16 protein-coding genes are annotated in these 23,559 nt (G+C 39.9%); 8 read left to right on the top strand and 8 right to left on the bottom strand.

What is annotated here, in order from left to right:
• The first annotated feature begins 128 nt into the window (after positions 1–128).
• The 3 genes from B3P16_RS07380 to B3P16_RS07390 all read left to right on the top strand — a co-directional run bounded on the left by B3P16_RS07380 (position 129) and on the right by B3P16_RS07390 (position 4,449).
• Positions 129–2,168, top strand: coding sequence for a M13 family metallopeptidase (locus B3P16_RS07380; protein ID WP_286842148.1), 2,040 nt, complete (start codon positions 129–131; stop codon positions 2,166–2,168).
• A gap of 185 nt (positions 2,169–2,353) precedes the next feature.
• Positions 2,354–4,162, top strand: a complete 1,809-nt coding sequence (locus B3P16_RS07385) for a glycoside hydrolase family 2 protein (RefSeq protein WP_083295991.1) — start codon at positions 2,354–2,356, stop codon at positions 4,160–4,162.
• Between the two features lie 110 nt (positions 4,163–4,272).
• Positions 4,273–4,449: a DUF6496 domain-containing protein gene (locus B3P16_RS07390; protein WP_167450483.1), complete on the top strand. Its 177-nt coding sequence runs from the start codon at positions 4,273–4,275 to the stop codon at positions 4,447–4,449.
• Positions 4,450–4,507: 58 nt separating this feature from the next.
• On the opposite strand, the gene B3P16_RS07395 is transcribed toward B3P16_RS07390, so the two are convergent.
• The 7 genes from B3P16_RS07395 to B3P16_RS07425 form a co-directional block, all read right to left on the bottom strand.
• Positions 4,508–4,915, bottom strand: coding sequence for a hypothetical protein (locus B3P16_RS07395; protein WP_139145018.1), 408 nt, complete (start codon positions 4,913–4,915; stop codon positions 4,508–4,510).
• Between the two features lie 171 nt (positions 4,916–5,086).
• Positions 5,087–5,695 (bottom strand): DUF417 family protein, encoded by a 609-nt coding sequence (locus B3P16_RS07400; protein WP_286842150.1) that lies wholly within the window; start codon positions 5,693–5,695, stop codon positions 5,087–5,089.
• A 67-nt stretch (positions 5,696–5,762) separates the two neighbouring features.
• The gene (locus B3P16_RS07405) at positions 5,763–6,602 is read right to left on the bottom strand and encodes a helix-turn-helix domain-containing protein (RefSeq protein WP_112375861.1); all 840 of its coding nucleotides are present in this window, start codon (positions 6,600–6,602) and stop codon (positions 5,763–5,765) included.
• 32 nt (positions 6,603–6,634) lie between these two features.
• Entirely contained in the window at positions 6,635–7,369 is a 735-nt protein-coding gene (locus tag B3P16_RS07410; protein WP_070566898.1) for a YoaK family protein, read from the bottom strand.
• 49 nt (positions 7,370–7,418) lie between these two features.
• Positions 7,419–8,231 (bottom strand): glycoside hydrolase family 16 protein, encoded by an 813-nt coding sequence (locus tag B3P16_RS07415; RefSeq protein ID WP_112375860.1) that lies wholly within the window; start codon positions 8,229–8,231, stop codon positions 7,419–7,421.
• Positions 8,232–8,429: 198 nt separating this feature from the next.
• Positions 8,430–9,281, bottom strand: a complete 852-nt coding sequence (locus tag B3P16_RS07420) for a universal stress protein (RefSeq protein WP_070566902.1) — start codon at positions 9,279–9,281, stop codon at positions 8,430–8,432.
• A gap of 226 nt (positions 9,282–9,507) precedes the next feature.
• Positions 9,508–10,533, bottom strand: coding sequence for an NAD(P)-dependent alcohol dehydrogenase (locus tag B3P16_RS07425; protein ID WP_286842153.1), 1,026 nt, complete (start codon positions 10,531–10,533; stop codon positions 9,508–9,510).
• Positions 10,534–10,751: 218 nt separating this feature from the next.
• On the opposite strand from B3P16_RS07425, the gene B3P16_RS07430 reads away from it, so the two are divergent.
• The 5 genes from B3P16_RS07430 (at position 10,752) to B3P16_RS07450 (ending at position 17,405) form a co-directional block, all read left to right on the top strand.
• Positions 10,752–10,976 carry a YdeI/OmpD-associated family protein gene (locus tag B3P16_RS07430; RefSeq protein ID WP_286842156.1) on the top strand — a complete coding sequence of 75 codons (225 nt, stop codon included), beginning with the start codon at positions 10,752–10,754 and terminating at the stop codon, positions 10,974–10,976.
• 209 nt (positions 10,977–11,185) lie between these two features.
• Entirely contained in the window at positions 11,186–11,608 is a 423-nt protein-coding gene (locus B3P16_RS07435; protein WP_046675088.1) for a hypothetical protein, read from the top strand.
• A 137-nt stretch (positions 11,609–11,745) separates the two neighbouring features.
• Entirely contained in the window at positions 11,746–12,798 is a 1,053-nt protein-coding gene (locus tag B3P16_RS07440) for an efflux RND transporter periplasmic adaptor subunit (protein ID WP_286842159.1), read from the top strand.
• A 16-nt stretch (positions 12,799–12,814) separates the two neighbouring features.
• Complete coding sequence (locus B3P16_RS07445; protein WP_286842161.1) at positions 12,815–15,976, top strand: efflux RND transporter permease subunit; 3,162 nt, start codon at positions 12,815–12,817, stop codon at positions 15,974–15,976.
• Positions 15,969–17,405, top strand: a complete 1,437-nt coding sequence (locus B3P16_RS07450) for a TolC family protein (protein ID WP_286842164.1) — start codon at positions 15,969–15,971, stop codon at positions 17,403–17,405. The genes B3P16_RS07445 and B3P16_RS07450 overlap by 8 nt, the downstream gene beginning before the upstream one ends.
• Before the next feature lie 77 nt (positions 17,406–17,482).
• Here the strand turns inward: B3P16_RS07450 and B3P16_RS07455 are convergent, their stop codons facing one another.
• Positions 17,483–23,482, bottom strand: coding sequence for an alpha-2-macroglobulin family protein (locus B3P16_RS07455; protein ID WP_286842165.1), 6,000 nt, complete (start codon positions 23,480–23,482; stop codon positions 17,483–17,485).
• Between the last annotated feature and the right edge of the window lie 77 nt (positions 23,483–23,559).

Consider the following 23,559-nt stretch of genomic DNA (forward strand, 5'->3'; position numbering starts at 1 on the left):
TCACCGCTAATTATTGACATGGCTGATACAAATCGAATTACACGGAGCAAATAACATGACCTATTTTACTCCTAATTTGTGCGTACTCCAGATTGAATTATTGAAAATCATACAACATTAAAACAAGAATGAAAAAATTAACACTTGCCCTAATTTTCTTGGCTGGAGTTTACACTCAGCATGCAGAAGCACAGACAGCAGGTACAGGGTCCGACAAAGGACTTGATCTGAGCTTAATGGACAAATCTGTACGTCCCCAGGATGACTTTTACAACTACGTGAGCGGAACCTGGATGAAAACCGCTAAAATACCTTCTGATAAACCTACTTGGGGAAGCTTCAACAAATTGGCAGAAGATACGGACAACAACTCGATGAAAATTCTGAACTCTCTTCTAAAAGATAAATTTCCAGAAGGAAGCGAAGGAAAAAAAATACAGGACTTGTACGCCTCCTATATGAACTTGCAGAAGAGAAATGCCGATGGGATTAAGCCCATCCAGGGAAATCTAAGCAAAATCGATGCGATAAAGAACCTAAAAGATCTTCAGAATTATTTAACTTCCGTAACCAAAGAAGGTGAGAATAATTTCTACGGCTGGGGGGTCGGTGCTGATTTAAAAGACTCTAAAATGAACGCGGTTTATTTAGGAGAAGCGTCCTTAGGTTTGGGAAGAGATTATTATCAAAAAGAAAATGAAAAAAATACCGAAGCAATTGCGGAATACCAAAAGTATGTAGCTTCCATGTTAAAGGAATTGGGGTATAAAAATGTCGAAACCGCTGCAAAAGGGATTGTTGACTACGAAAAAAGCATTGCAAAAACCTACCTGACCAATGAACAAAGCCGGGATAATACATTACAATACAACCCGCAGACTATGGCTGAGCTATCTGCTCTAGTCAAAAATGTAAATCTACCTGAGTACCTCAAAAAAGTTGGCGTCAATACAGAAAAAGTAATCATCGGAGAATTAGGTTATTATAAGAACTTTGACAAATTGGTCAGCAACCAGAACCTTCCTGTCATTAAAGATTACCTTAAATTTCATCTTATTAATGGAAGTGCCTCTTATTTGAGTGAAGAACTGGGAGATATGCGATTTGCTTTTTATGGGAAATATTTAAGAGGCCAGCAAGAGCAAAGAGCACTAAACAAAAGAGGATTTGAACTTATCAACTCCACTTTAGGGGAAGCTTTTGGGAAGTTATATGTTGAAAAATATTTTCCTGCAGAAGCCAAAGCGCAAATGGTGGAATTAATTGACTATTTAAAGAAAAGTTTCGCACTTCATATCAATGATTTAACATGGATGTCCTCTGTCACCAAAGTTAAAGCGCTTGAAAAACTAAATAAATTTACCGTAAAAGTTGCCTATCCTGACAAATGGAAGGACTATTCTAAATTAAATATTCTATCGGAAAACAAAGGTGGAAACCTGTATGCTAACTTGCAAAGTATCACCACATGGCGATATGAAAGAGATTTGGCGAAAATCGGAAAAGCAGTAGACAAATCAGAATGGGGAATGACTCCACAAACAGTAAATGCCTATTACAATCCTGTAAACAATGAGATCGTGTTTCCAGCAGCAATTCTCCAACCTCCATTTTTCAATCCACAAGCTGACGCCGCGGTTAATTTCGGTGGTATAGGTGCTGTAATTGGCCACGAAATGAGCCATGGATTTGACGATTCCGGAGCGCAATTTGATGCGGATGGAAACTTGGTCGACTGGTGGACACCAGAAGATAAAGCCAATTTTGAAAAAGCAACAAAAACACTCGCAGCTCAATACGATAAATATGAACCTGTAAAAGGCACTTTCGTCAACGGAACATTTACAAACGGTGAAAATATCGCGGATTTAGGAGGTGTAAACATTGCTTATGATGCACTTCAACTATATTTAAAAGATAAGGGAAACCCAGGTGAAATAAGTGGATACACACAAGACCAACGTTTTTTCCTAAGCTGGGCAACGGTATGGAGAACCCTATCCAGTGAAAAATATATGGTCAACCAAGTTAAAACTGATCCACACTCTCCAGGATATTTCAGAAGTTTTGGTCCATTGATCAATGTTGACGCTTTTTATAAAGCTTTCGATGTTAAACAAGGTGACAAACTTTACAAAAGTCCAGAAGAGAGAATTAAAATCTGGTAATAAGCATTATACAGGAGCTGTCTCAAAAAAGGCAGCTCCTGTAATTTTCTTTAATCCAATATCTATTTCTTTTGTGAACCAACCAACCCCAATATCGAAAGCCCCACTAGTAACATTTCGTTTATAATTCACTAAATCATTTTAGTATACTTATATTCATATTCTGAAAAACCAAGAAGTATACCATGATAAAAACCAAAACCTCAATTTTTGTGCTGGCACTATCGTTCTTCGGTTGGCTTAATGCTTTGGCACAACAGCCACAGCTTTCAACCCCATGGACAGCAATAGCCAAGCAAACAGAAATCCCACTTTCCGAATATCCACGTCCCCAAATGGAAAGGAATGAATGGCTATGTCTCAACGGTAAATGGGATTATATAGGTGGAAAGGATGCTCCGAACGCACTAAATCCTGCTGTCCCCATTTCCTTTGACCACAGCCGAGAAAGCATTCTTGTCCCCTATTGTCCAGAGTCCTATTTATCCGGAATACAACGCAAACAAGAAATTAATCTGTGGTATCGTAAAAATTTCGAGCTACCTAATCATTGGAAAGGGAAAGATATTATACTCCATTTTGGTGCAGTGGATCACGATGCAACTATATTTGTAAATGGTAGAAAAGCTGGTACTCATTCAGGTGGCTACGACTCCTTCTGGATCAACATCACTGAGTTTTTAAAGGCCGGTCCAAATAACATTGTCGTCGCAGTGCATGACAAGAACGACGGTAAGTATCCTTCGGGCAAAAATGGACCTCGAGGCGACTATACATTTTCTTCTGGCATATGGCAAACTGTGTGGATGGAACCAGTAAGCAAAAACCATATACAGGGAATCAAATTGTTGCCTCAAGTAGCAGAAAAACAACTAAAAATACAGGTCACTAGCACAGCGAAGGCAAAAGTTACGGCCATCGTTTCTTCAGAGGGAAAAGAAATTTCAAAAACGGTAATTCAGTCGGGCATGGAATTTAATATCCCGGTAGAAAATCCAAAACTTTGGTCTCCTGACTCCCCCTTTTTATACGATTTAAAATTAAGTATACATGGGAAGAATGGAGAAATCATTGACGAGGTTAAGAGCTATTTTGGTATGCGTGATATTAAACTTGGTAAGGTAAACGGAATTGTAAGGCCGCTCTTGAATGACAAATTTGTGATGCAGCTCGGTCTCCTGGATCAGGGGTATTGGCCCGATGGTATTCTAACAGCACCTACGGAAGAAGCTCTCAAATATGATATCGAGTTTACCAAAAATGCTGGTTATAACCTTATTCGTAAGCATATGAAAACCGAACCCCAACGGTTCTATTATTGGGCAGATAAAATGGGACTGCTTGTGTGGCAAGATATGCCCTGCCTTTGGTATCCCGAAGAAGATACTACGATTTATCGAAAAGCATTTCGTGATGAATACAAGGCCATCGTTGACGACCACTACAACTCGCCATCCATTATCGCCTGGGTTCCTTTTAACGAAAATTGGGGCGCTTTCGATGTACGCAATATTACCGACTGGACCAAACAATATGACCCTTCACGTTTAGTGAACGGTAATTCGGGATTTAACAACAATCCATCTTACCAAAAAGCTTATGGTGACCCCGGAAATGGAGATTTTGTTGACACCCATATCTATGTTGGCCCAAAGGGTGCCTCAGAACCTGATTCGAAAAGGGCAGCTTCCCTCGGAGAGTTTGGTGGCGTAGGCTTATTTGTCCGCGGTCACATGTGGCCTGTCGAAAACAATGCCTATGCCTACGAACCCACTATAGAGGCACTCACAGACCGTTATATATTCCTAATGGATAATGTCGAACAATTGCTCCGATACAAAGGATTGAGTGTTGCTATTTATACGCAAACTACCGATGTGGAACATGAAGTCAATGGCCTATTGACTTACGACCGTAAAATACAAAAAATGGATCTTGAAAGAATAAAAGCAGTCAACCAAGCCGTGATTAAAGCTGGAAATGAATTGAATTAGCGGATACAGATGTTCGCTATTTCGCTCTCAAAGAATTTTCAAACGATTCAACTGAAACAGCTGTTCTTTTTGCAGAAGTGTTTAATAACAGATCAACGGGTAACACTATTATGGCAAAATATTCAGAAAAAGCATCTGAGAAAGTTGAAAAGACGATGCACGAAATGAAAGAAGGAAAATTAAAATCTGGTAGCGGGAAAAAGGTAACATCACGAAAACAGGCGATTGCTATCGGCCTCTCCGAAGCAAAAAAAGAAGGTGCCAAAGTACCCAAAAAAAAATCCTAGCAAGTAAACTTGCTAGGATTTTCTCTTTAGCCCAAATTATGCTTTTTCATGCGGCAATCTACAGTAGGGATTTTTTCTTGTCTGTACCATCATAAGGATCTGACAAAACATTTTGACTATCCTCGACATCTATAAAATTTTGATTTACATCTACGGGTGTATAAATATGAACACTGCTTCCATTTCTTTTTTTGAGATAATATTGAATCTTTGTTGTATCAATATTGGTCACATCTGAAGCTGTCCATATCATTTTATGACCTGCACCATCAATCGTTATTACTGTATCATTGCCACGAGCGATGATACGCTGCAGTCCCAATTCTCCTTTTCGATCACCTTCTCTTGTCAACAAATGTGTGTTACCATCTTTATCAATCATCCTGATCTGTTGATTATTGTTGCATCCAACTAAAAGGATGAAACTAAACAGAAGAAATGGAAGGGTCGTTCGTATTATTTTCATATCGTTCGTGGTATAACTCAATATAGTTTAACGACGAGACACAAAGATGCTGCCAAAATACAGCTGGCATGAAAGATACCTTCCAAAAGTTGGTGGATTTACCCCGAGTAGTGATCGCCTCCAGCAAACAACCTGCTGCTAATTCACATACAAAAACTATCTGTCTCTATTTTATATTCGTTTTTTTATCAGACGGCTGGCACTTTCTGCTGCAATGATCAATGCTGCTGCAAGCATAATTACATCTTTCAGGACTAATCTACCGGCCGCGGATAAATAAGGAAAACCATAATTAGGTGACGGGAAATCTCCATCTAGCTTTGGCACAAACGCCTCTGGAGTTGTTATCAGGAAAGAAAGTGTAACCAATGACATAAGCACGGTACACAATGCCCCAAAAATTCCGATTTTAGGATACCAGATACCTAAAAATATCATCAGACCAATTGAAACAATTACAAAGCCAAGTATATAAGAAAAAATATAAGTTCCATTTTCTTGGTGCCATGCAATATTTTTCTTTACGACACGACCCTCCGGATTTTTAAACAACTGGTATTCCGGTATTAGCTCTCCGTTTTTATCCAACACCCGTTTTTCCGTATTATGATAAAAAAAACGCATTGCCGGACTATTAATAACAAAAGGAACTATACCATCAGCTTCATATTGAAATGCTTTTAATCCTCCAATCCATGCCATCACAATAAAAATTGAAATTCTAGCAAAGTTTGTAAAGATATATTGTGACTTTGCCAATAGCTTTATTATTTTCTCCATAACGTAGTTTGTTTAATACCATGCAAAACTAAACAATGGCTTAAATCCACAACATGGACAAATAGATCTATAACATAGACTTTTCGGCAACAATTGATAAACCGACCCGCTTCCGAAATACCTTAGGAGATACGCCTACCATCTTCTTAAAAAATCTACTGAAATAAAACTCGTCTTTGTACTGCAAATTGGCTGCTATTTCTTTAATACTTTTGGCCGTCAAATGGAGCTGTCTTTTACTTTCCAATACGAGGCGTTCCTGGATCAACTTTGAAGGGGATTTTCCCCATTTCAATTTTATTTTTTTCGTAAAAACGGCTGGACTTAAACCATAGTTCGCTGCATAAAAGGTAACTTCTTTATGCGCTTTATAATTCTTTTCCAAAAACTGCTCAAAGTCATCAATAATATCTCTATGAGCCCAATACGGTTTTTGTAGGTCGTTAAAAAGTAGCTTTTGTCTACTCGCCAGCGCTAAAATCAGCTGTAAATAGGTTCTGCTCAATGACTGATCATAGGATTCCGACGACATTTTGAGCTGATCTATTTTTTCCATGATAGTTGATATCTCATGATAAATAGCTGTTGAGAGCAACACATGAGGTTGCTGGTAGATGTTGTTGAATAGAATTCCATTACAGGCAACTTCATCTTTATGATATTCTATACAATAGAAATCGCCGTGAAATTTTAGCACACTAAAGGTACTTTTCTGCACCACATCCATCGTAAACAACTGATAGGGAGACAAAAACAAAACACTTTTAGGATCCGCATGGTATGTCACCAAATCAACCGAAAAACTCGTCGCTTTCTCAAATAAAAGAATGCAGTACAATGGTTCACTAATGTTGAATCTACCGGCAGATAATACTAATTTTTCAAACAGGATATGGGAATAGTTCATGTTATTAAGCTAAAATATGAATTTAATCGAACCTATTCATCCGGTCTTAAGCTTCGCTTCAAATGATAAAACTTAAGTAGAATATGGTCATACCATAAGGCAAATAAAAGCATACTAGCCGGTAACAATAATGTTTTCAGTTTAAAATATTGAAACATAAAGCCGCCTACAACTCCCCCAATAAAAAAGCCTCCAATAATCATCAACTTAAGAAAAATACTTTTGTGTAATTTCACTTTTTCAGCAATTTCTCTATAAAAAAGTAACTGCGAGATTTCAATACCAAGATCAGTAAACAATCCCGTCAAATGCGTCGTTCTGACAACTGATTGTGACACCTTCGTTACCAGGGCATTCTGAAGTCCCATAGCAAAAAGCAGGGCAAATGAAATTATGGTTGGTAACGTTGGCCCTGCTTTAAATAAAGCTGGGAGCAGTCCTACATTAATTAAGATAATAGACTCCATACAAATTGGAATGATATAAGCGTTATGTGATTTCTTTTTTGAAGCTAATTCTACAATAAAACCTGAAACGGTAGCTCCCATTAAAAAAAAAGCAATGTATAACAGATAAATCAAAGCCATCTTATAATTCATTAAAATCAACTGTTCTGAAAAAAATGCGAAGTGACCTGTGACATTCGTTGTTAAAGTGCTAACGGCAAGAACACCTGTAATATTGACCAAACCCGCCACACAAGATAAAATAGAGGCTAACTTTAAATTATGAATATAATTCCTTCCTCTCCCTTGATGCCTAAACATTTGAATTAATCTTTATAAATTAGAGAAAATAGATGAAAACAAGATTCATTTAAGGTTTCAGTAAATCATATACCCTGACATAATCCACCTCCATCTCTGCAGGAAATGCGCTGCTATCGACGCCTTGCACACCGCCCCAATCTCCACCAACGGCCAGATTCAATAGTAAATGAAATCTTTTATCAAATGGCCACACGCCATTGCCTTTTCCTTCATTTGGAAAACTGTAGATCTGTACATCATCCACGAAACCACGAATATACTCGGGGGTCCAGTCTATCCGATAATTATGAAACTCCGATGTTGCCTGATCAATTCGTTTCATCACTCCTTTTTGAGTTCCGATAGAATGATTATAATCCTTTGTATGAACGGTAATATGTATTGCATTCTCGTCATAACCGACATGCTCCATGATATCTATTTCTCCCGAATGTGGCCATCCTCCGTAAACCCAATCTGTCGGTAACATCCAAGCGGCTGCCCACGTACCTTTCCCTTTCGGCACCTTGGCTCGGACTACAAATCGACCATATAGAAAATCGCCCTTGTTTTTACTCACCAGCCTGGCAGAAGTATAGTTCAACCCTTCATATTGTTCTTTTATTGCAGTAATACGTAAAACACCATTTGCAACACTTGCATTTTTCCTGTTTGCATCTGTATAGTATTGAAGTTCATGATTTCCCCAACCATTATGCAAGGAGCCTACATCATATCCCCATTTTTTTGCGTCCGGAAGACCATCATAATCGAACTCATCACTCCAACTGGGCATTTCAGCAAACTTATATTCTCCTACATGTGTACTATCGGGACTTACGGAAAGTATTGCGATCAAAGGAAGTATCCAAAGGCTCATTATGTTTATATTTTATACAATTATTGATAAAGCTAATGAAAAATATGAATAGATTACCTCACATCGGAGACGCAATTTAAAGCTCCGTTAGTAATTATAAAATCGCGGCTACTAACTTTAGTTTAATCATTTTCCCTTTACCTAAAACGTGTACTATCAACCAATGGAAAGTGATAAGCAGGAGGAGATTACCCGCAATTAATATAAATTACGCTTAAAAAAGGTAGGTACAGTCAGGTTGCGATAAATTGCTTTCGTAAGATTTCGGGAAAATATACTTTTGAAAAAACTTTTAGGACTGTACGACACAAGTAAAAGATCAATAGCTTCGATTTCCACCATGTAGTCGATACAACGTGGTATAGGCATATTGTAATCTAAACGATTGACCGCATTTTTTTCCACATAATCAATTTTATTAAACGAAAATTGGGCGGATAGCTTTTGTTTCCAGTCTTCAATATCTTCTTGTTTTGGAGAGATATACTTTTGTGTTACGTGCAACAGGCTGAGATTAAATTTCTCCGGTACACGTAAGGTGAAACTGTCGAGTAGATCATATTCGGACGCTTTAAAATTGCTCAGTAATGCGATATTTTGCAACCCAAATTTTTGGAAAGTGATGGGTACTGCCAAGACACCGATTGGACTCTTTTTTATCAGGGCGAAGGTATTGCTTCCCAAGACAGCTTTCTGTATCATACCTTTACCTTTAGCTCCCATGACGATAAAATGATATTCCTTTTCTTGTAGTAAGTTTAGTACCGTTTTTTCCAAGTTGCCGGCCAAACTTACGGTTTTACAGCGGAGATCAGGAAATTCATCGTCGATACGTATCTGCCAGTCCTTGAGCATGCTTTCAGCCTCTTCCTTCTGAGGCTTCAAAAACATATTCTCCATTTTCGCATGGACACTGTCTTTTATTGGGATGGTATAAGTATGCAGAAGTTCTACTGTCCAATTAAATTTTTTAGCCAGATTCGCCGCATATCGAATAGCAGTCCATGAGTTTTCAGAAAAATCGGTGAGTACGAGAATTGTTTTGTCCATAAATATTTTGCAGATAAATCAGCGCGGATTATTAGTATTACAACAGTAAAGAAGGCAGAAGGTTTTTAATAATCAATCAAAAGAGAGACTTTAAAAAAAAGGTTTTCAAACGGGGAGAATGAAAACCTTAAATAACCAATTATAAACCTAAATTATGATACAACAAAGATAAACATCAAAAAGATAAAAACCAAAATAAACTACTAAAAAGATAGACTTTTTTTTATTAAGGAATCAGTACAGCCCTTCCTTTGATCTTACCATTGCGCATTCGATCATAAACTTCGTTAGCCTGATCAAGCTTAAACTGCTCAATTTCAATATGAATCTTCCTTTGCCTAGCTAAACCTACAACTTCCATAAGCTCAACCCGCGAGCCCCAATATGGGTTTGTCATACTCACACCAAAAGGAAGCCCCGACATATTGTACTGGTAGTGTCCCCCACCTAATCCAACAATTGTCAGATCACCATCCAAACCAACAACCTTTGTTCCTAGATCTATAGTCGATGTTGCGCCGACAAAGTCAATCACTACTTTAGCTTTTTTAATGCCCGTAATCTTATTGATTTGTTCGGCTGCATTTGCATCCTTCGAATTAACCACATAGGCTGCGCCCAGTTCTCTAGCAAAGGCTAGTTTTTCTTCGGTGACATCACAGGCAATAATTGAACTCGCGCTTACTTCATTTAGTATTTGTAAGGCAACATGGCCCAAACCTCCAACTCCGATCACAACCACATACTCATCCGCTGTCAATTTGCCTATCGAACGTTTTATCGCCGAATAAGGAGTAAGTGCCGCATCCGTTAATGGCGCAGCAATGACTGGATCTAAGTCATAAATTGGGACCAGTAAACGCGAAGAAGGGACAAGCATATATTCCGCCATCCCACCATCAAGGCCTAGCCCACCACCATAGGCCATTTCAGACTGGTGATCACAATAATTTTCCTTTGATTGCTGACAGGGCTTACAGTGCCCACAACCCCAAGGGCCATAGACCAGTACCGCGTCTCCTTTTTTATAGTCTTTTACATCCGATCCAACTTCTTCAATCCAGCCCGCATTTTCGTGTCCCAAGGTAAATACCGTACCTACAACGGTCCCCTCATCTATAATGTGGAGATCAGAATGACAAACACCTGCACCACCAATTTTTAGTAATACTTCATCGCCCTTAGGAACGGGCTTCACAAGATCATTCACAACGCGGACATCTTTATGCCCAAAAAAACGTACTGCTTTCATATTGAATTTTTTTTGTTGACTAATAGAAGAACAAATAAGAGCGATATATGTTTCAACACATATAAAGACAGCGGCAACATGTAAGTCTTATTTCAAGAAAAAGTATTGCAATCCCCTGATCGTATTACCTAACGGCAAGTCAAAAGTATTCATGCAATAAAGACCGGCAACTCGAAGATATTTATGTATTTTTATCGGGAATCAAATGATAAAAATACATGCTAAAAAAAGGTGAACATATTGAAGGCGTTCCTATGGAACTCCAACAATTGTTGGATATGGACGAAAAAGCCAATGTTTTTTTTGAAACACTCTCCAAATCATACAAACAGGGATATTGTGATTGGGTAGGCTCAGCTAAACAGGAACAAACTAGAAAAACAAGGGGAGAAAAAGCAATTCAGATGCTAAGAAATAATCAAAAAACGCTTAAAACCGTTTAAAAAAGAGGCATTAACTCCTAAAAAAGAGTTATAAATTAACGGCAAGAATAAATTTGATAGGCAAAGGTATTCAGAATAACATCGCAGACCTTTTTACATTTCAGCAATGTCAATTTTCAATAATTGTAACAATACTAGATAAACTTTAAAATTTCGATACCCAAATCACTTGTATCATTTTTAAAGTTTAATTACATTTGCTTTCAAGGATGCAAGGAAAATTCCATCAATATCTATTCGGCGTAGTTTGCGCAATACTTATCAGTTTTGGCTGGTATCATGTGCCAACACCAAATAATATCCCCTCCTGCAATCTTCACGCTGTCAACCACTTCAACAAGCAAGTAAAAAGCGAAGATTATGACACCAAAGTTATTCGCAAAACTAAACGTCCTCGGCATGAAAAATTAAGGGCATATTTTTCAGAAAATGACAATGAAAATGATGACGCGGGAAGTGATTCCAATAGCCCTAACTTATTTGCACTTACCGGGGATGATTTTGGGAATATAATATCGTATATCCATCCTCAATTTCAAAATACACGCACAGCAGTTTCGCTTGCAAATTCCAACCAGCTTACTTCTAGAAAAAACGCTCTCTATATCCATTACAGTGTATTCAGGCTGTGATTTTTTAATAATTTCTTAAAAAAACATCAAAATAGCTTTCAAAATCACTTGGAAGCAGGTCACACTATTGTTCAATTTTTCGGAAATAATTAAAAAACTATTATCATGGTCATGAGAAGCTTTATGTATATAAGCCTGTGCCTTATTATTCTATCTACAAGCTGTCAGTCAGAAAAAAAGACAAAAAAGAAGCTGCAGTTTTCAATGTCACTACTCCTTTGGTCAAGGATACAATCGTCAATAAAGACTATGTCGCCCAAATCCGTTCGATCAACCATATTGAATTGCGCGCGCAGGAAAAAGGCTACATTCAATCGATATTTGTCGATGAAGGTCAATTTGTACAAAAAGGACAACCCCTATTTAAAATCATGCCCAACCTCTATGAGTCCGATGTTAATCGTGCTAAAGCAGAGGTAAAATATGCTGAAATCGAATATCAGAACACCAAAAATCTGTCCGAAAAAGATATTGTCGCTCCGCAGGAAACTGAAATGGCAAAAGCAAAATATGAAAAAGCCAAAGCTGAGCTAGCCGCGATGAATACTCATCTCAAATTTACGGACATCGTAGCACCGTTTTCCGGAATCGTTGGTAAGCTTCACGTCCGTAAAGGAAGTCTTGTCGACGAAGGCGAGTTGATCACGGAATTGTCCGATAACAGTAAAATGTGGGTTTATTTCAATGTACCCGAAGTGGAATACCTCAATCAAATGGACGCAAAACAAGACAATGGCCCGCTGCATGTACGGTTAAACATGGCCAATGGAAAAGAATTCGGTCATGAGGGTATTGTTGAAACAATTGAATCAGACTTCAATAATGAAACTGGAAATATTGCCTACAGAGCGACTTTTCCGAATCCAAAGGGATTACTGCGTTATGGTGAGACAGGCAATATCGTCATTACATCGCCCTATAACAATGCGCTTATGATACCGCAGAAAGCAACATTTGAGGAGCTTGAAAAAAAATATGTTTACGTTATTACAAAAGATAATAAAGTAAAAGCAAGAGAAATAAAAGTTGCTGCCGAACTGCCGCATATCTATGTTGTTTCTTCCGGATTGGGCAAGGATGAAAAGATTCTGCTCAATGGACTTCGCATGGTACAGGAAAACCAGACCATTGAATCCAAATATCAGACTCCGGAGAAAGTCATGTCAAACTTAGATTTATATGCAGAGTAATTAAAAAAGCAGCATTATGTTTAAAAAAGTAATACATCGACCGGTATTTGCTATTGTCATATCGGTTGTCATCCTATTTATCGGAGGTTTGGCCATAAAGCAGCTTCCTACAGAGCAATTTCCAAAAATCGCACCGACTACAGTGGCGGTCTCCATTGCCTATCCTGGTGCAAGTGCCGATGTACTTGTAAAATCCTCCCTGATTACACTGGAGAATGCAATCAATGGTGTACAGGGAATGCGCTATATCGCTACCGATGCAACCAGCGCCGGTGAAGCGACCGTAAACGTCGTATTTGACCCCGGAACGGATCCCAACGATGCCGTAGTACTGGTCAAAACCCGGGTGGATCAAGTCATGCCACTATTGCCTGAACTTGTTCAAAAGGAAGGAGTCGTCGTCAATCCCATTCAGCCCAGTATGCTGATGTACGTGAATCTTTACAGTACAAATAAAAGCATGGATGAAAAGTTCTTGTACAACTATGCAACGGTAAACATCATTCCTGAAATCAATCGTATTCATGGTATCGCCAAATCACAAATCTTAGGTAGCCGTAGATATGCCATGCGCGTCTGGTTAAATCCCGATCGTATGCGTGCCTATAGCTTATCAGTTGATGAAGTGATGAAAGCGATAGGAGAACAAAGTATCATCGGCCGTCCCGGTCGACTGGGACAAAGCTCGGGTATTGCAGCGCAATCCCTCGAATATGTCCTAACTTATAAAGGACAATACAATACACCTGAAGAATACGACAATATTATCGTTCGCGCAAACGGCGACGGTGAAAACATCAAGTTAAAAGACGTGGCTAAAGTCGAACTGGGAAGTGAATTCTTTGACATCTATTCCAATTTAGACGGGCATCCCTCGGCTTCAATTGTGTTGAAACAGAATTATGGCAGTAATGCTAATGACGTTATTAAAGATGTGAAGGCAAAACTTGCTGAGATGAAAGGTAACTTTCCTCCAGGTATAGACTATAAAATCAGTTATGACGTATCCCAATTCTTGGATGCTTCTATCGAACAGGTGATGCATACCCTACGCGATGCTTTTATTTTAGTTGCCATTGTTGTGTTTATTTTCCTTGGCGATTGGCGTTCGACTTTGATTCCAATCATCGCCGTGCCCGTTTCGCTGATAGGTACATTCTTCGTCATCCAATGGTTCGGTATGTCGATCAACTTAGTGACCTTGTTTGCATTGGTGCTTGCCATCGGGATTGTCGTAGACAATGCCATTGTGGTCATTGAAGCAGTACATGCCAAAATGGAAGAAAGTGCTATATCGCCGTACAGTGCTGTAAAAGAAGTCATGGCCGAAATCGCAGGTGCTATTATCGCTATTACAGCTGTTATGGTGGCCGTTTTTATCCCCATTTCATTTATGACAGGCCCTGTGGGAACATTTTACCGTCAGTTTTCAATTACCATGGCGAGTTCCATCGTGATATCTGCAGTAGTCGCATTAACCCTTACTCCTGTGCTTGCCGCGATGCTCCTTAAAAATAACCATGGTAAACCAAAAAAATCAAACGTATTCACTAAATCGCTCGACCTTTTTAACCGTACTTTTGATAAAATAACGGGCAAATATGCCTCCTTACTTCGTAAAATTGCCGGCCGAAGAGTGATTACATGGGGTATCTTAATAGCATTCTGTGTCGGAATTTTCGTCATTAACAAAACGCTTCCAGGAGGTTTTATACCGAGTGAGGACCAAGGTACAATATATGCCATTATTCAGACTCCTCCAGGATCAACATTGGAACAGACCAATAAGCTTTCCAGAGAGCTCCAAAAGATCTGTCAAGGGGTAGATGGGGTTGAATCTGTCTCATCACTGGCAGGTTATGAAATCATGACCGAAGGCCGTGGATCGAATGCCGGAACCTGTCTTATCAACCTCAAAACCTGGGGTGAACGTGAACACTCCGTTAAAGAGATCATGGAAGAACTTGAAGAAAAATCAAAAAATCTAGGTGCAACAGTTGAATTCTTCGAACCTCCGGCTGTTCCGGGTTTTGGTTCTTCAGGAGGTTTCTCCATGCGCCTGCTGGACCTCAATAGGACAACCGATTACCAAGATTTCGATAAAGTCAATAAAGCTTTTATTGCTAATCTCAAAAAGCGCAAAGAGTTAACTGGTGTATTCACTTTCTTCGCTGCCAATTACCCGCAATACGAATTGGTATTTGACAATAACGCCGCCATGCAAAAAGGCGTTTCCATTGGTAAAGCCATGGACAACCTCAATATCCTTATCGGTAGTACCTATGAGCAGGGTTTTATCCGTTTCGGTCAATTCTTCAAGGTCTATGTACAATCTTCACCAGAATTTAGAAGGCTACCTTCCGATATCATGAACCTTTACGTCAAAAACGATCATGACCAGATGGTTCCTTATTCGGCCTTTATGACCTTAAAAAAAACACAGGGACCAAATGAAATCACGCGCTACAACATGTACAATTCGGCCGCCATCCGTGGACTTCCGGCAAATGGGTATACAACAGCCGACGCTATTCAGGCAATCAACGAAACCGCAGTTCAAACATTACCACACGGCTATAAAGTTGCCTGGGAGGGCTTGTCCTATGATGAGGCTCAACGCGGAAACGAAGCCGTTTATGTCTTTTTGGTTGTCTTAGTCTTCGTATATCTTGTACTTGCGGCACAGTACGAAAGCTTCATTATTCCATTTGCGGTATTGTTGTCGCTACCCGTGGGTGTATTTGGATCATTCTTTTTATTAAAGGCAATGGGTCTTGAAAATGACATCTACGCACAGGTCGGGCTGATCATGATTATTGGTTTATTGGGTAAAAATGCGGTGCTTATCGTAGAATTTGCCGTGAAAAGGCGCCAAGCTGGCGATAGCATATTAGAAGCAGCTATTGAGGGCTCAAGAGCGCGTTTCAGACCAATTCTCATGACCTCATTTGCATTTATCGCGGGACTTGTACCACTTGTCTTTGCCAGCGGCGCGGGAGCTATCGGTAACCACACCATAGGTGCCTCAGCACTGGGCGGTATGCTTGTCGGAACAATCTTTGGCGTTATTGTCATTCCCGGACTTTACTACATTTTTGCAAAATTGGCTGACGGAAGAAAAATGATCCAAGCCGAAGACGAATCACCATTAAGCGAAGACATGATACATTATGAATAAGAATAGATTATATCACTATACAGGTTTTGCACTTTTCTTGCTCAGTCTTGCAGCCTGCAAACCACTGGAAATAAAACAACGTGCCGAAAATAGAACCGTTCCTTATAAATATGGCGATGCCGACAGCGACACCGCGAATACAGGAAAAATAAAATGGAACAGCTATTTCAGCGATCCCAATTTACAAGGATTGATCGGTCAGGCACTAGTAAACAACCAGGAGCTACATATTATGCTTCAGGAAATTGAAATAGCCAAAAAAGAGGTAAGCGCCAAAAAAGGTGAATATCTACCTTCCGTAGGCGTAAAAGTTGGCGCGGGGGTCGACAAAGTAAGTCGCTACACAAACATTGGAGCGATGGAAAAGAATACAGAAATCGAACCCGGACGTGAAATGCCTGAACCGCTATTTGATTTTGGAGTTGGTGTACAGGCACAATGGGAAACAGATATCTGGGGTAAACTTCACAATGCGACCAAAGCGCAGCTGCAACGGTATTTTGCCAGCGTGGAAGGCAAAAACTTTATGGTAACTCACCTAATATCCGAAATTGCAGATTCTTATTATGAACTCCTAGCGCTGGACAACGAACTCCTGGTTATCAATGAGAATGTAAAGATTCAAAACGACGCCCTTGTCGTCGTGAATGACCTGAAGAAAAATGCGCGATCCAATAAATTAGCGGTCAAAAGATTCGAAGCCCAGATATTGAAAACCCAAGGTATGCAATATGATATCAAGCAGAAGATCACAGAAACAGAAAATAGAATAAACTACCTTGTTGGAAGATTCCCGCAGCCGGTTCAAAGAGACCAAGCCTCTTTTGACAAGCTTGTTCCTCAAACCGTCTACACAGGTATTCCCTCGGAGCTATTAGAAAACAGACCCGATATTAAGCAGGCGGAGTATGAACTTGCAGCTTCCAAACTGGATATAAAATCGGCTAAAGCCCGCTTTTACCCAACCTTGGATATTGCTGCTGGTGTAGGGTTTCAGGCCTTTGATCCAACTTATCTCGTTAAGCCGGAATCATTTCTGGCTTCGCTCGTTGGAGAACTTACTGCGCCCCTGATTAACAAACGAGCGATCAAGGCGGCTTACTATAATGCCAATGCACGACAGGTTCAGGCTGTTTACCATTATGAACAGACCATATTGGCTGCTTATATTGAAGTTGCAAACCAGCTCTCCAAAATTAAAAATCTGGAGAATGGCCTACAAATTAAGACCAAGGAAGTTGATGCATTAAATGAGTCTATCGGTATTTCCAACGACCTCTTTAAATACGCTCGCGCAGATTATATGGAAGTTCTGCTAACGCAACGCGATGCCCTGGAATCTAAATTTGAGCTCGTTGAGAAGAAGGTCAACCAACTCAAAGCAAGCGTAGCGATATACAGATCCCTAGGAGGCGGATGGGATCATTAATAGCGCACTTGTAATTTTAGTTTTTATATGTTGGGGACTTATCATGTGATAAGTCCCTTTTTATTTTAACAATACACTTACTCCACCACGATTTCTTTCATTTTCTCGTTTCCATAATATGTCGGGAAATACATTAATTCAGCCTTCGCGGGGTTGACAGTATAAGTCCCGGTATAACGAGGTAAAAGTTCGATCTCAAAGGTATGTGTACCTTTCCTCAGTTTGTTGCAAAAAATGACAACACGATCTTTGAAATGCTCTCGGTGCGCCTCGATTCTATAGTATCCATTGGTTTTGGTTTCATAAGAACATCCCGCCGGTATCGGAACTTCAATCTGCACATACTCAGCTTCACCAGTTAATGTTACGCTTGCTTCAAGTTTTACAGGCTTCCCTTCCTTGAGTGCCGCTACCGTAGCACCATTGTCCTTAAATCGCGTTGCCACGGCAAAGCCCTTTTCTTTTTCTACAGCTGGATTGGGATTCCAAAAATTTTGATAAGCCGTCACAAAAGCCGGCCCCGTCCCTTCTTTCCTCACTTTAATCTGCTCATCCGACTTAAAGCTTTGCGTATACGGAAATGCAGTGACGCGTTTGCCATTGATGACCATTACCGGTGCCTGGAAAGATTCACCCTCTTTCAGTACATCAGGAAGAATACTTCGTATGATACGGGAAGATTCGTAGATATTATACCATTGGTTTTGCTGCCGCTGCGCGAAAAAGTAATTACGGATATTTTCTAAATCTGAATCATGACCACCAATTGATTTTAAGACACCATAAGCCAACAATGTATTCTCGGTATTGGTTTCCGTTGGGCGCATAAAAAATCCGCCTTTCTGATCTGTTGTAGTTCCAGAAGTCCAATAGAGCCCACCTAAGACAGCCTTTGACGCGTATTTAAGAACGGTATCTGCAGCATGTGAATCCTTAAGACCCAGTTTTGAAATCAACAGATATTTCAACAGTTTATCCTTGATGGTTTTACTTTTCAGTTTTGTGTCGATTTCGAAGAAATAATCTTTGTAATCAGCTTTAGGATCCAACCGGAGTAGATATATCAAGGAGCTAAACAAATTCTCCTTGGCCCCGTGAAGCTTATCTTTATCCAATAGAACATCCAGCGAAGCCAAGCTGCTTTTCAACATGGTCTTTTCACGTTCTGCATAAATCTCCGTATCGATCTCAACCTGGTAGCCGGCTTCTCGGGCATCCAACAGTACCCCGATCACATAGTTGCTGATCCAGGTCACAGTTTCACTTTTGTTCCACCAACCCCAGCCCTGATTGGAATTTTTGTTTTTCTGTAACTCCTTCAAAAGATCCTTTATTTTCTTATCCTCTGTAAAGGGCTTTCCGATCAATTTTGTCAGCTCTTTTTTGGAAAGTAATGCGCTCAATTTGGAAGCCATCTGTTCATTGCATAGAAATTTATAACGATCGATCGATTCAATTTCCCGTTGTAAAAATTCCAGCGAATTTGCTTCGGCATGCAAGGTGATTTCGCCTAGTGCTGGAGAAGTTTTTAGTAAATATTCTGCGGTACTGTTGAGTACTTTAAAATCTCCTTCATGTTGTTCAAGCCCCTTTTCAAAAATCGGAATGCTACGTTTTTCACCATCAAAATATCCATTTGACAATTCGATCGAATAAGAAAGTTGGACGCTGTCCCCCTGAGCGGCAATAACTGATATAGGATCCCGATAGGACTTCGCAATTTTCAACGTTGCCTCCTGCGTTGTCAGCCCATTGTTGATGGTACGCAAGAGCTGCAAGCTGTCGCTAAGATAATTAACAACCCTTCCCATGGCTGTAAACTGATCACTTCTGATGGCAAATCGGGGAGTCGCCAAATGTGCCGAAACAGCTTTAAAGGATTTGACATTTAGCTCTTTTATGTCGGCGAAATTTTTACTTCCTTTAGCGATAAAGAATGTTCGCCAATTGGTAATATCATCCGGATAGGTCGCTTCAAAATTAACTTTTCCCTGAGCATCGGTAGTTAGCTTTGGCTGCCAGAATGCATCATCGCGGAAGTTCACGCGCATCGTATTTCCAGATTCCAAATAGGGCATATCCACAGCACCTGTCGATGTCGCAGATGCTCCAGCTTTCATCTGAACCATCACCACGCCATTGGCGGCCCGCGCACCGTACAATCCCAGCATAGATTGATCTTTAATCACATTCAATGACGCGATAGTCGATGGATCAAGACTTGAAATATCACCTTCAAAAGGGACTCCGTCCACTAAAATCAATGGTTTTTCATTGGGGGCCGGACTAGCAGCGCCACGAATACGAATCCCTGCTACAGCCCCCTGCAGCATAGCTGTAGTCACCCCATCCATCCTAGCATTGATCGATTTCACTGCCGCAGTCAATGATTGCCTTTTTTGGACGCCATACCCCACAACAACCACTTCATCCAATTGATTTTCGCTTGGCTTTAATTCCACGAAATAATCTTTGCCACTGGAGACTTTGACCGTAGCGGTATTGTACCCTAAAGCAGCAATCTCAAGTACCGTATTTTTGTCATCGGAGAGCTCAAGTTCCACACTACCATCAAAGCTTGTGAAATATCGTTTTTTGGTATCCGGAACACTCACCTTAGCCCCAATTAATGGCGTATCCCCATCATAAACTAAGACCCTGGCGACCTTATTATTCTTTCTCTTCGTTCTAAAATCTTCCCGGTCTATTTTTAAGAGCTGCGGAACAATCTCTTGCCCATGGCTTATAGAATCCCGCAATGGATTTTCTACGGTACGCACAATAATTTCATCACGTACAAGTTTGTAAGCCAATCTTGCCGCTTGGGATGCATTGCTCCATTGAATAGAATCCAGCCGGAGATAATTCATCCCATTGGCTTTGAGTTTGATTGGCAAACTAAAAGAAGTTGAATCATCCTTTACAATATGCAAAGTAACATCGCCGACTGGAAGATCTCCAAAAGTTCGATGTCCACCGTAAAACAGTCGAAAATACATTCTCTCCTCGACATTCGTCGGTTCAATAAAGATCAATGTAGGCCGGATGCCTTTCTGTGCAACATCATTGCCCAAAGTTAAATTCAATTTAAAAATAGCCTCATTTTTTCCTTTCTTCACCGTAGCAAATTGTGCCAATCCCGTGCTATTTTGCATGATCTCTTTGAAAGTACGTTCTACGTTTGCCTTGATATCCTCCAATGACCATACCTTCTCCTGAAAATCTAAATTTGGCTTGAAATCATACAGATCAATCCGCAAAGGATTGCCATCCCAGCTTTTTTGCTTTTGATAATTTTTATAGATGCTATATTGATAGCCCCCCTCAATTTCAAAACGTCCAATTTTCGCTGTATCAACCATGAGCGTACCTATTTTGGACACACCATTATACATTTCTGTCCTTGGAAATGGTCCTACCATCAGTGGCACAGGAACCTGTGTACGCAACCGACTATCGTAAACGGTTTTTCTTACGGGATTGAGGTAATAGAGATCTCCAGCTGTCTGGATATATGCTGGCCTCTCAATCAACACATTATTATTGGGTAATTGCCAGGCTCCAAAATTGTTGGTTACTGTAATCAACTGGCGCTTCAATTCAGTCAATTCGTTTTCGTAGAACTTGCCACGTTGTTCTTTAGGTAATTGGTAAACCAAAATCTGGCCTTTACTGAATGCTTTTTCGGGGTAGGTAAAACCAATCGTATCCTGTGAGGCATTAAAGGAAACAATGATCTTTTTTCCCTTTTCAATATAAAAGCCACTTACACGAATGTCGCGATCCTTGGTCCTAAATCTAAAATCATGCTGACCCGGAGCAACTTCAAAAATACTGCTGTTGTTTTGCTGCTCTTGCTTAGCATAAGTCAGCACGCCGTCTATCCATACCAAATGTATCCCCTGCACCACACCATTTACAACGACATAAGGGGAAATCTGGCTCTTGACAGCATCTAAAGGAAGAGACTCCTGATAATAATCTTTGGGATATAAAAACCGATAAAAAGCCATCGTATCCAACTGCATGTCTTTAGACCATTTTGCCCAATTTTGAAGAGCTCCCTGATGTGCCTTCTCATCATCATCCAAACTAAAATTAAGATTTTGTGAGACTTTTGCCCTTCGCATCAGACCACCCATAGTAATATTTGGAGCGGTTGCTGACCTAAATTTTGAGGTAAAACCATAGGCCGTAATATCAACATCCTTCAAAGGTTTACCATTCTTATCCGTAACCGAAAGTTCCACGTCAGCCTTCTGCCCCGGATAAACTGTCGTCGCCGTGTTGACTACCAAATTTAAATTCTTCTCCACATAGGGTAATTCTTCCTGGATAACTTTTGATTTTCCTCCAAAAAGATAGGTGATTTCCATGCTATACCCGTCTTTTCCACGGGCTAAAAATTTACTATTTAACGTGGTATGATAACCCGAAGCAATCGTACGACCAGCACGATGGACACGATACCAAAATGGAATCATAGCGGGATTATTGACATGCAATATCACCGAATCCGCAGTTCGATAAAACCGATAATTCAGTTGTGCCTGTTCTTGATCCTCTAAATATACACTTTTACTCAATCCATTCGACTTGACAACAATTTCTTCAGCCTGCCAGGGTATAGAAACCAAATTAGGTAAACTCAAATTTTCAGTCTTCAGCATTTCGCGATGTTCACCTAATATCATTAGCTGAGCAGTTGTTGGCATCGCAACACCTTTTTCAAAATACTTCAGCTCTGCATGCCCGTCTTTTACAGCAATACGAATTTCTTTTTCGCTGTTGAGTATATTGAGGTCGAGACTTCGTTCAATTCTTTCATTATCTGAACTTAGATAAGTGCCAATAGCCCGAAATGTAAGACCAATGTCAGCCGGAAAAATTGAATCGGGTAATACAATTTCCTTTTCCGCCACATCTGCGAGAGAAACGCTCGTTTGCCATAAAGTATCTGGAATAAAATTAACCTTATTGGCTTTTACATCAAGCGTATAAAGTGGACTTGTCACAACACGCAAATCTACTTTCCCATCATATATGGGCATTTCATTTTCATTTAAAGCTTTTAGTTTCAGTCGCACACTGTCTCCTTTAGCATATTTCGTCTTTTCGGACGTCATATTAAAACTTAGGCTTTTTAACTCATAATCTTCATATCGGAAAGATTGTTGATGCAAGACGGCTTTGGTTTTTGTAGATTCCAAAGAGATCCCATAATCTTTATCAAGGATAAGGCCAAGCCCCTTCAAATTAAATTCAAAGGTGTACATTCCCGGACGATAGGGAGCAAGTCGGGTCAAAACGGTATCTTTGGCATACCCATATCCACCTGTCAGACGTACGGCAATAGAATCACGGTAAGGTTTCCATTTTTCTTCCTCAAGATAAGCTTTAAATTTAACCTGCTCATTTGGCTTATACATTGGCTTGTTAAAAACCATAAAGCTTTCTGTCTGTTCAGTTTCCTGTTTATGAAAGAACCTCTTAATCTTAAACTTTGTTCTAAGCAAGCTATTTTTGATCCCTTTCCATAATGGAACCCTGTCTTTGTAAGGCCAACTCCGCTCTACACTCAGGTAATGATAGACACCCTTATGTTCAATACTGACAATATCGTCATTATTTGCATTGGCAACTTTATAGTAATGAAACTTCTTATCGAATGACATGCGACGTCCCTTCACTTTTACTTGCGCATCTTTTATAATCGTTCCCAAAGAATCGTATAGACAAATCGCAAAAGTTTCTGCTGGGATAATCTTGACATATAGGTTATCACTAATCAATTCCTGATAGATGAGATCAGCTCCACTGGCGCGGACCTGGACATAATTACCAGGAGGTAAAGTCGGCTGTGGACTTCCGGCCTTATACTTAAGAAAAAAATCGCTGAGCATAGTTTCATCGAATTTCTTCTCTCCCAAGTGAATTTTTCTTAAAACTTCTGGGCTCAGTTTATAAATATAATAGTCAGAAGATCCACGCGGACTATTGAATAAGGTCGATTGCCCACAAAGGACCACGGAATACAGAACAGCTAAAAAGCATACAACAATTGATTTCCATTTCATGTTTAAGATACTGGCTAAATTCTTTTAAAATAGATAAATTTACCTAAAGCCAAGTACTAGATTCTTTCATCCGGCAC

Origin of the sequence: Sphingobacterium sp. UBA7631 (genome assembly GCF_002483935.1) — a bacterium.
Lineage (GTDB): Bacteria > Bacteroidota > Bacteroidia > Sphingobacteriales > Sphingobacteriaceae > Sphingobacterium > Sphingobacterium multivorum.

Excerpts from the sequence above, each read along its gene's own strand:
- B3P16_RS07385 (WP_083295991.1), top strand. The coding sequence starts at position 2,354 with ATGATAAAAACCAAAACCTCAATTTTTGTGCTGGCACTATCGTTCTTC.
- B3P16_RS07430 (WP_286842156.1), top strand. The coding sequence starts at position 10,752 with ATGCTAAAAAAAGGTGAACATATTGAAGGCGTTCCTATGGAACTCCAA.
- B3P16_RS07395 (WP_139145018.1), bottom strand. The coding sequence starts at position 4,915 with ATGAAAATAATACGAACGACCCTTCCATTTCTTCTGTTTAGTTTCATC.
- B3P16_RS07415 (WP_112375860.1), bottom strand. The coding sequence starts at position 8,231 with ATGAGCCTTTGGATACTTCCTTTGATCGCAATACTTTCCGTAAGTCCC.
- B3P16_RS07435 (WP_046675088.1), top strand. The coding sequence starts at position 11,186 with ATGCAAGGAAAATTCCATCAATATCTATTCGGCGTAGTTTGCGCAATA.
- B3P16_RS07400 (WP_286842150.1), bottom strand. The coding sequence starts at position 5,695 with ATGGAGAAAATAATAAAGCTATTGGCAAAGTCACAATATATCTTTACA.
- B3P16_RS07380 (WP_286842148.1), top strand. The coding sequence starts at position 129 with ATGAAAAAATTAACACTTGCCCTAATTTTCTTGGCTGGAGTTTACACT.
- B3P16_RS07445 (WP_286842161.1), top strand. The coding sequence starts at position 12,815 with ATGTTTAAAAAAGTAATACATCGACCGGTATTTGCTATTGTCATATCG.
- B3P16_RS07420 (WP_070566902.1), bottom strand. The coding sequence starts at position 9,281 with ATGGACAAAACAATTCTCGTACTCACCGATTTTTCTGAAAACTCATGG.
- B3P16_RS07405 (WP_112375861.1), bottom strand. The coding sequence starts at position 6,602 with ATGAACTATTCCCATATCCTGTTTGAAAAATTAGTATTATCTGCCGGT.
- B3P16_RS07455 (WP_286842165.1), bottom strand. The coding sequence starts at position 23,482 with ATGAAATGGAAATCAATTGTTGTATGCTTTTTAGCTGTTCTGTATTCC.
- B3P16_RS07390 (WP_167450483.1), top strand. The coding sequence starts at position 4,273 with ATGGCAAAATATTCAGAAAAAGCATCTGAGAAAGTTGAAAAGACGATG.
- B3P16_RS07450 (WP_286842164.1), top strand. The coding sequence starts at position 15,969 with ATGAATAAGAATAGATTATATCACTATACAGGTTTTGCACTTTTCTTG.
- B3P16_RS07425 (WP_286842153.1), bottom strand. The coding sequence starts at position 10,533 with ATGAAAGCAGTACGTTTTTTTGGGCATAAAGATGTCCGCGTTGTGAAT.
- B3P16_RS07410 (WP_070566898.1), bottom strand. The coding sequence starts at position 7,369 with ATGTTTAGGCATCAAGGGAGAGGAAGGAATTATATTCATAATTTAAAG.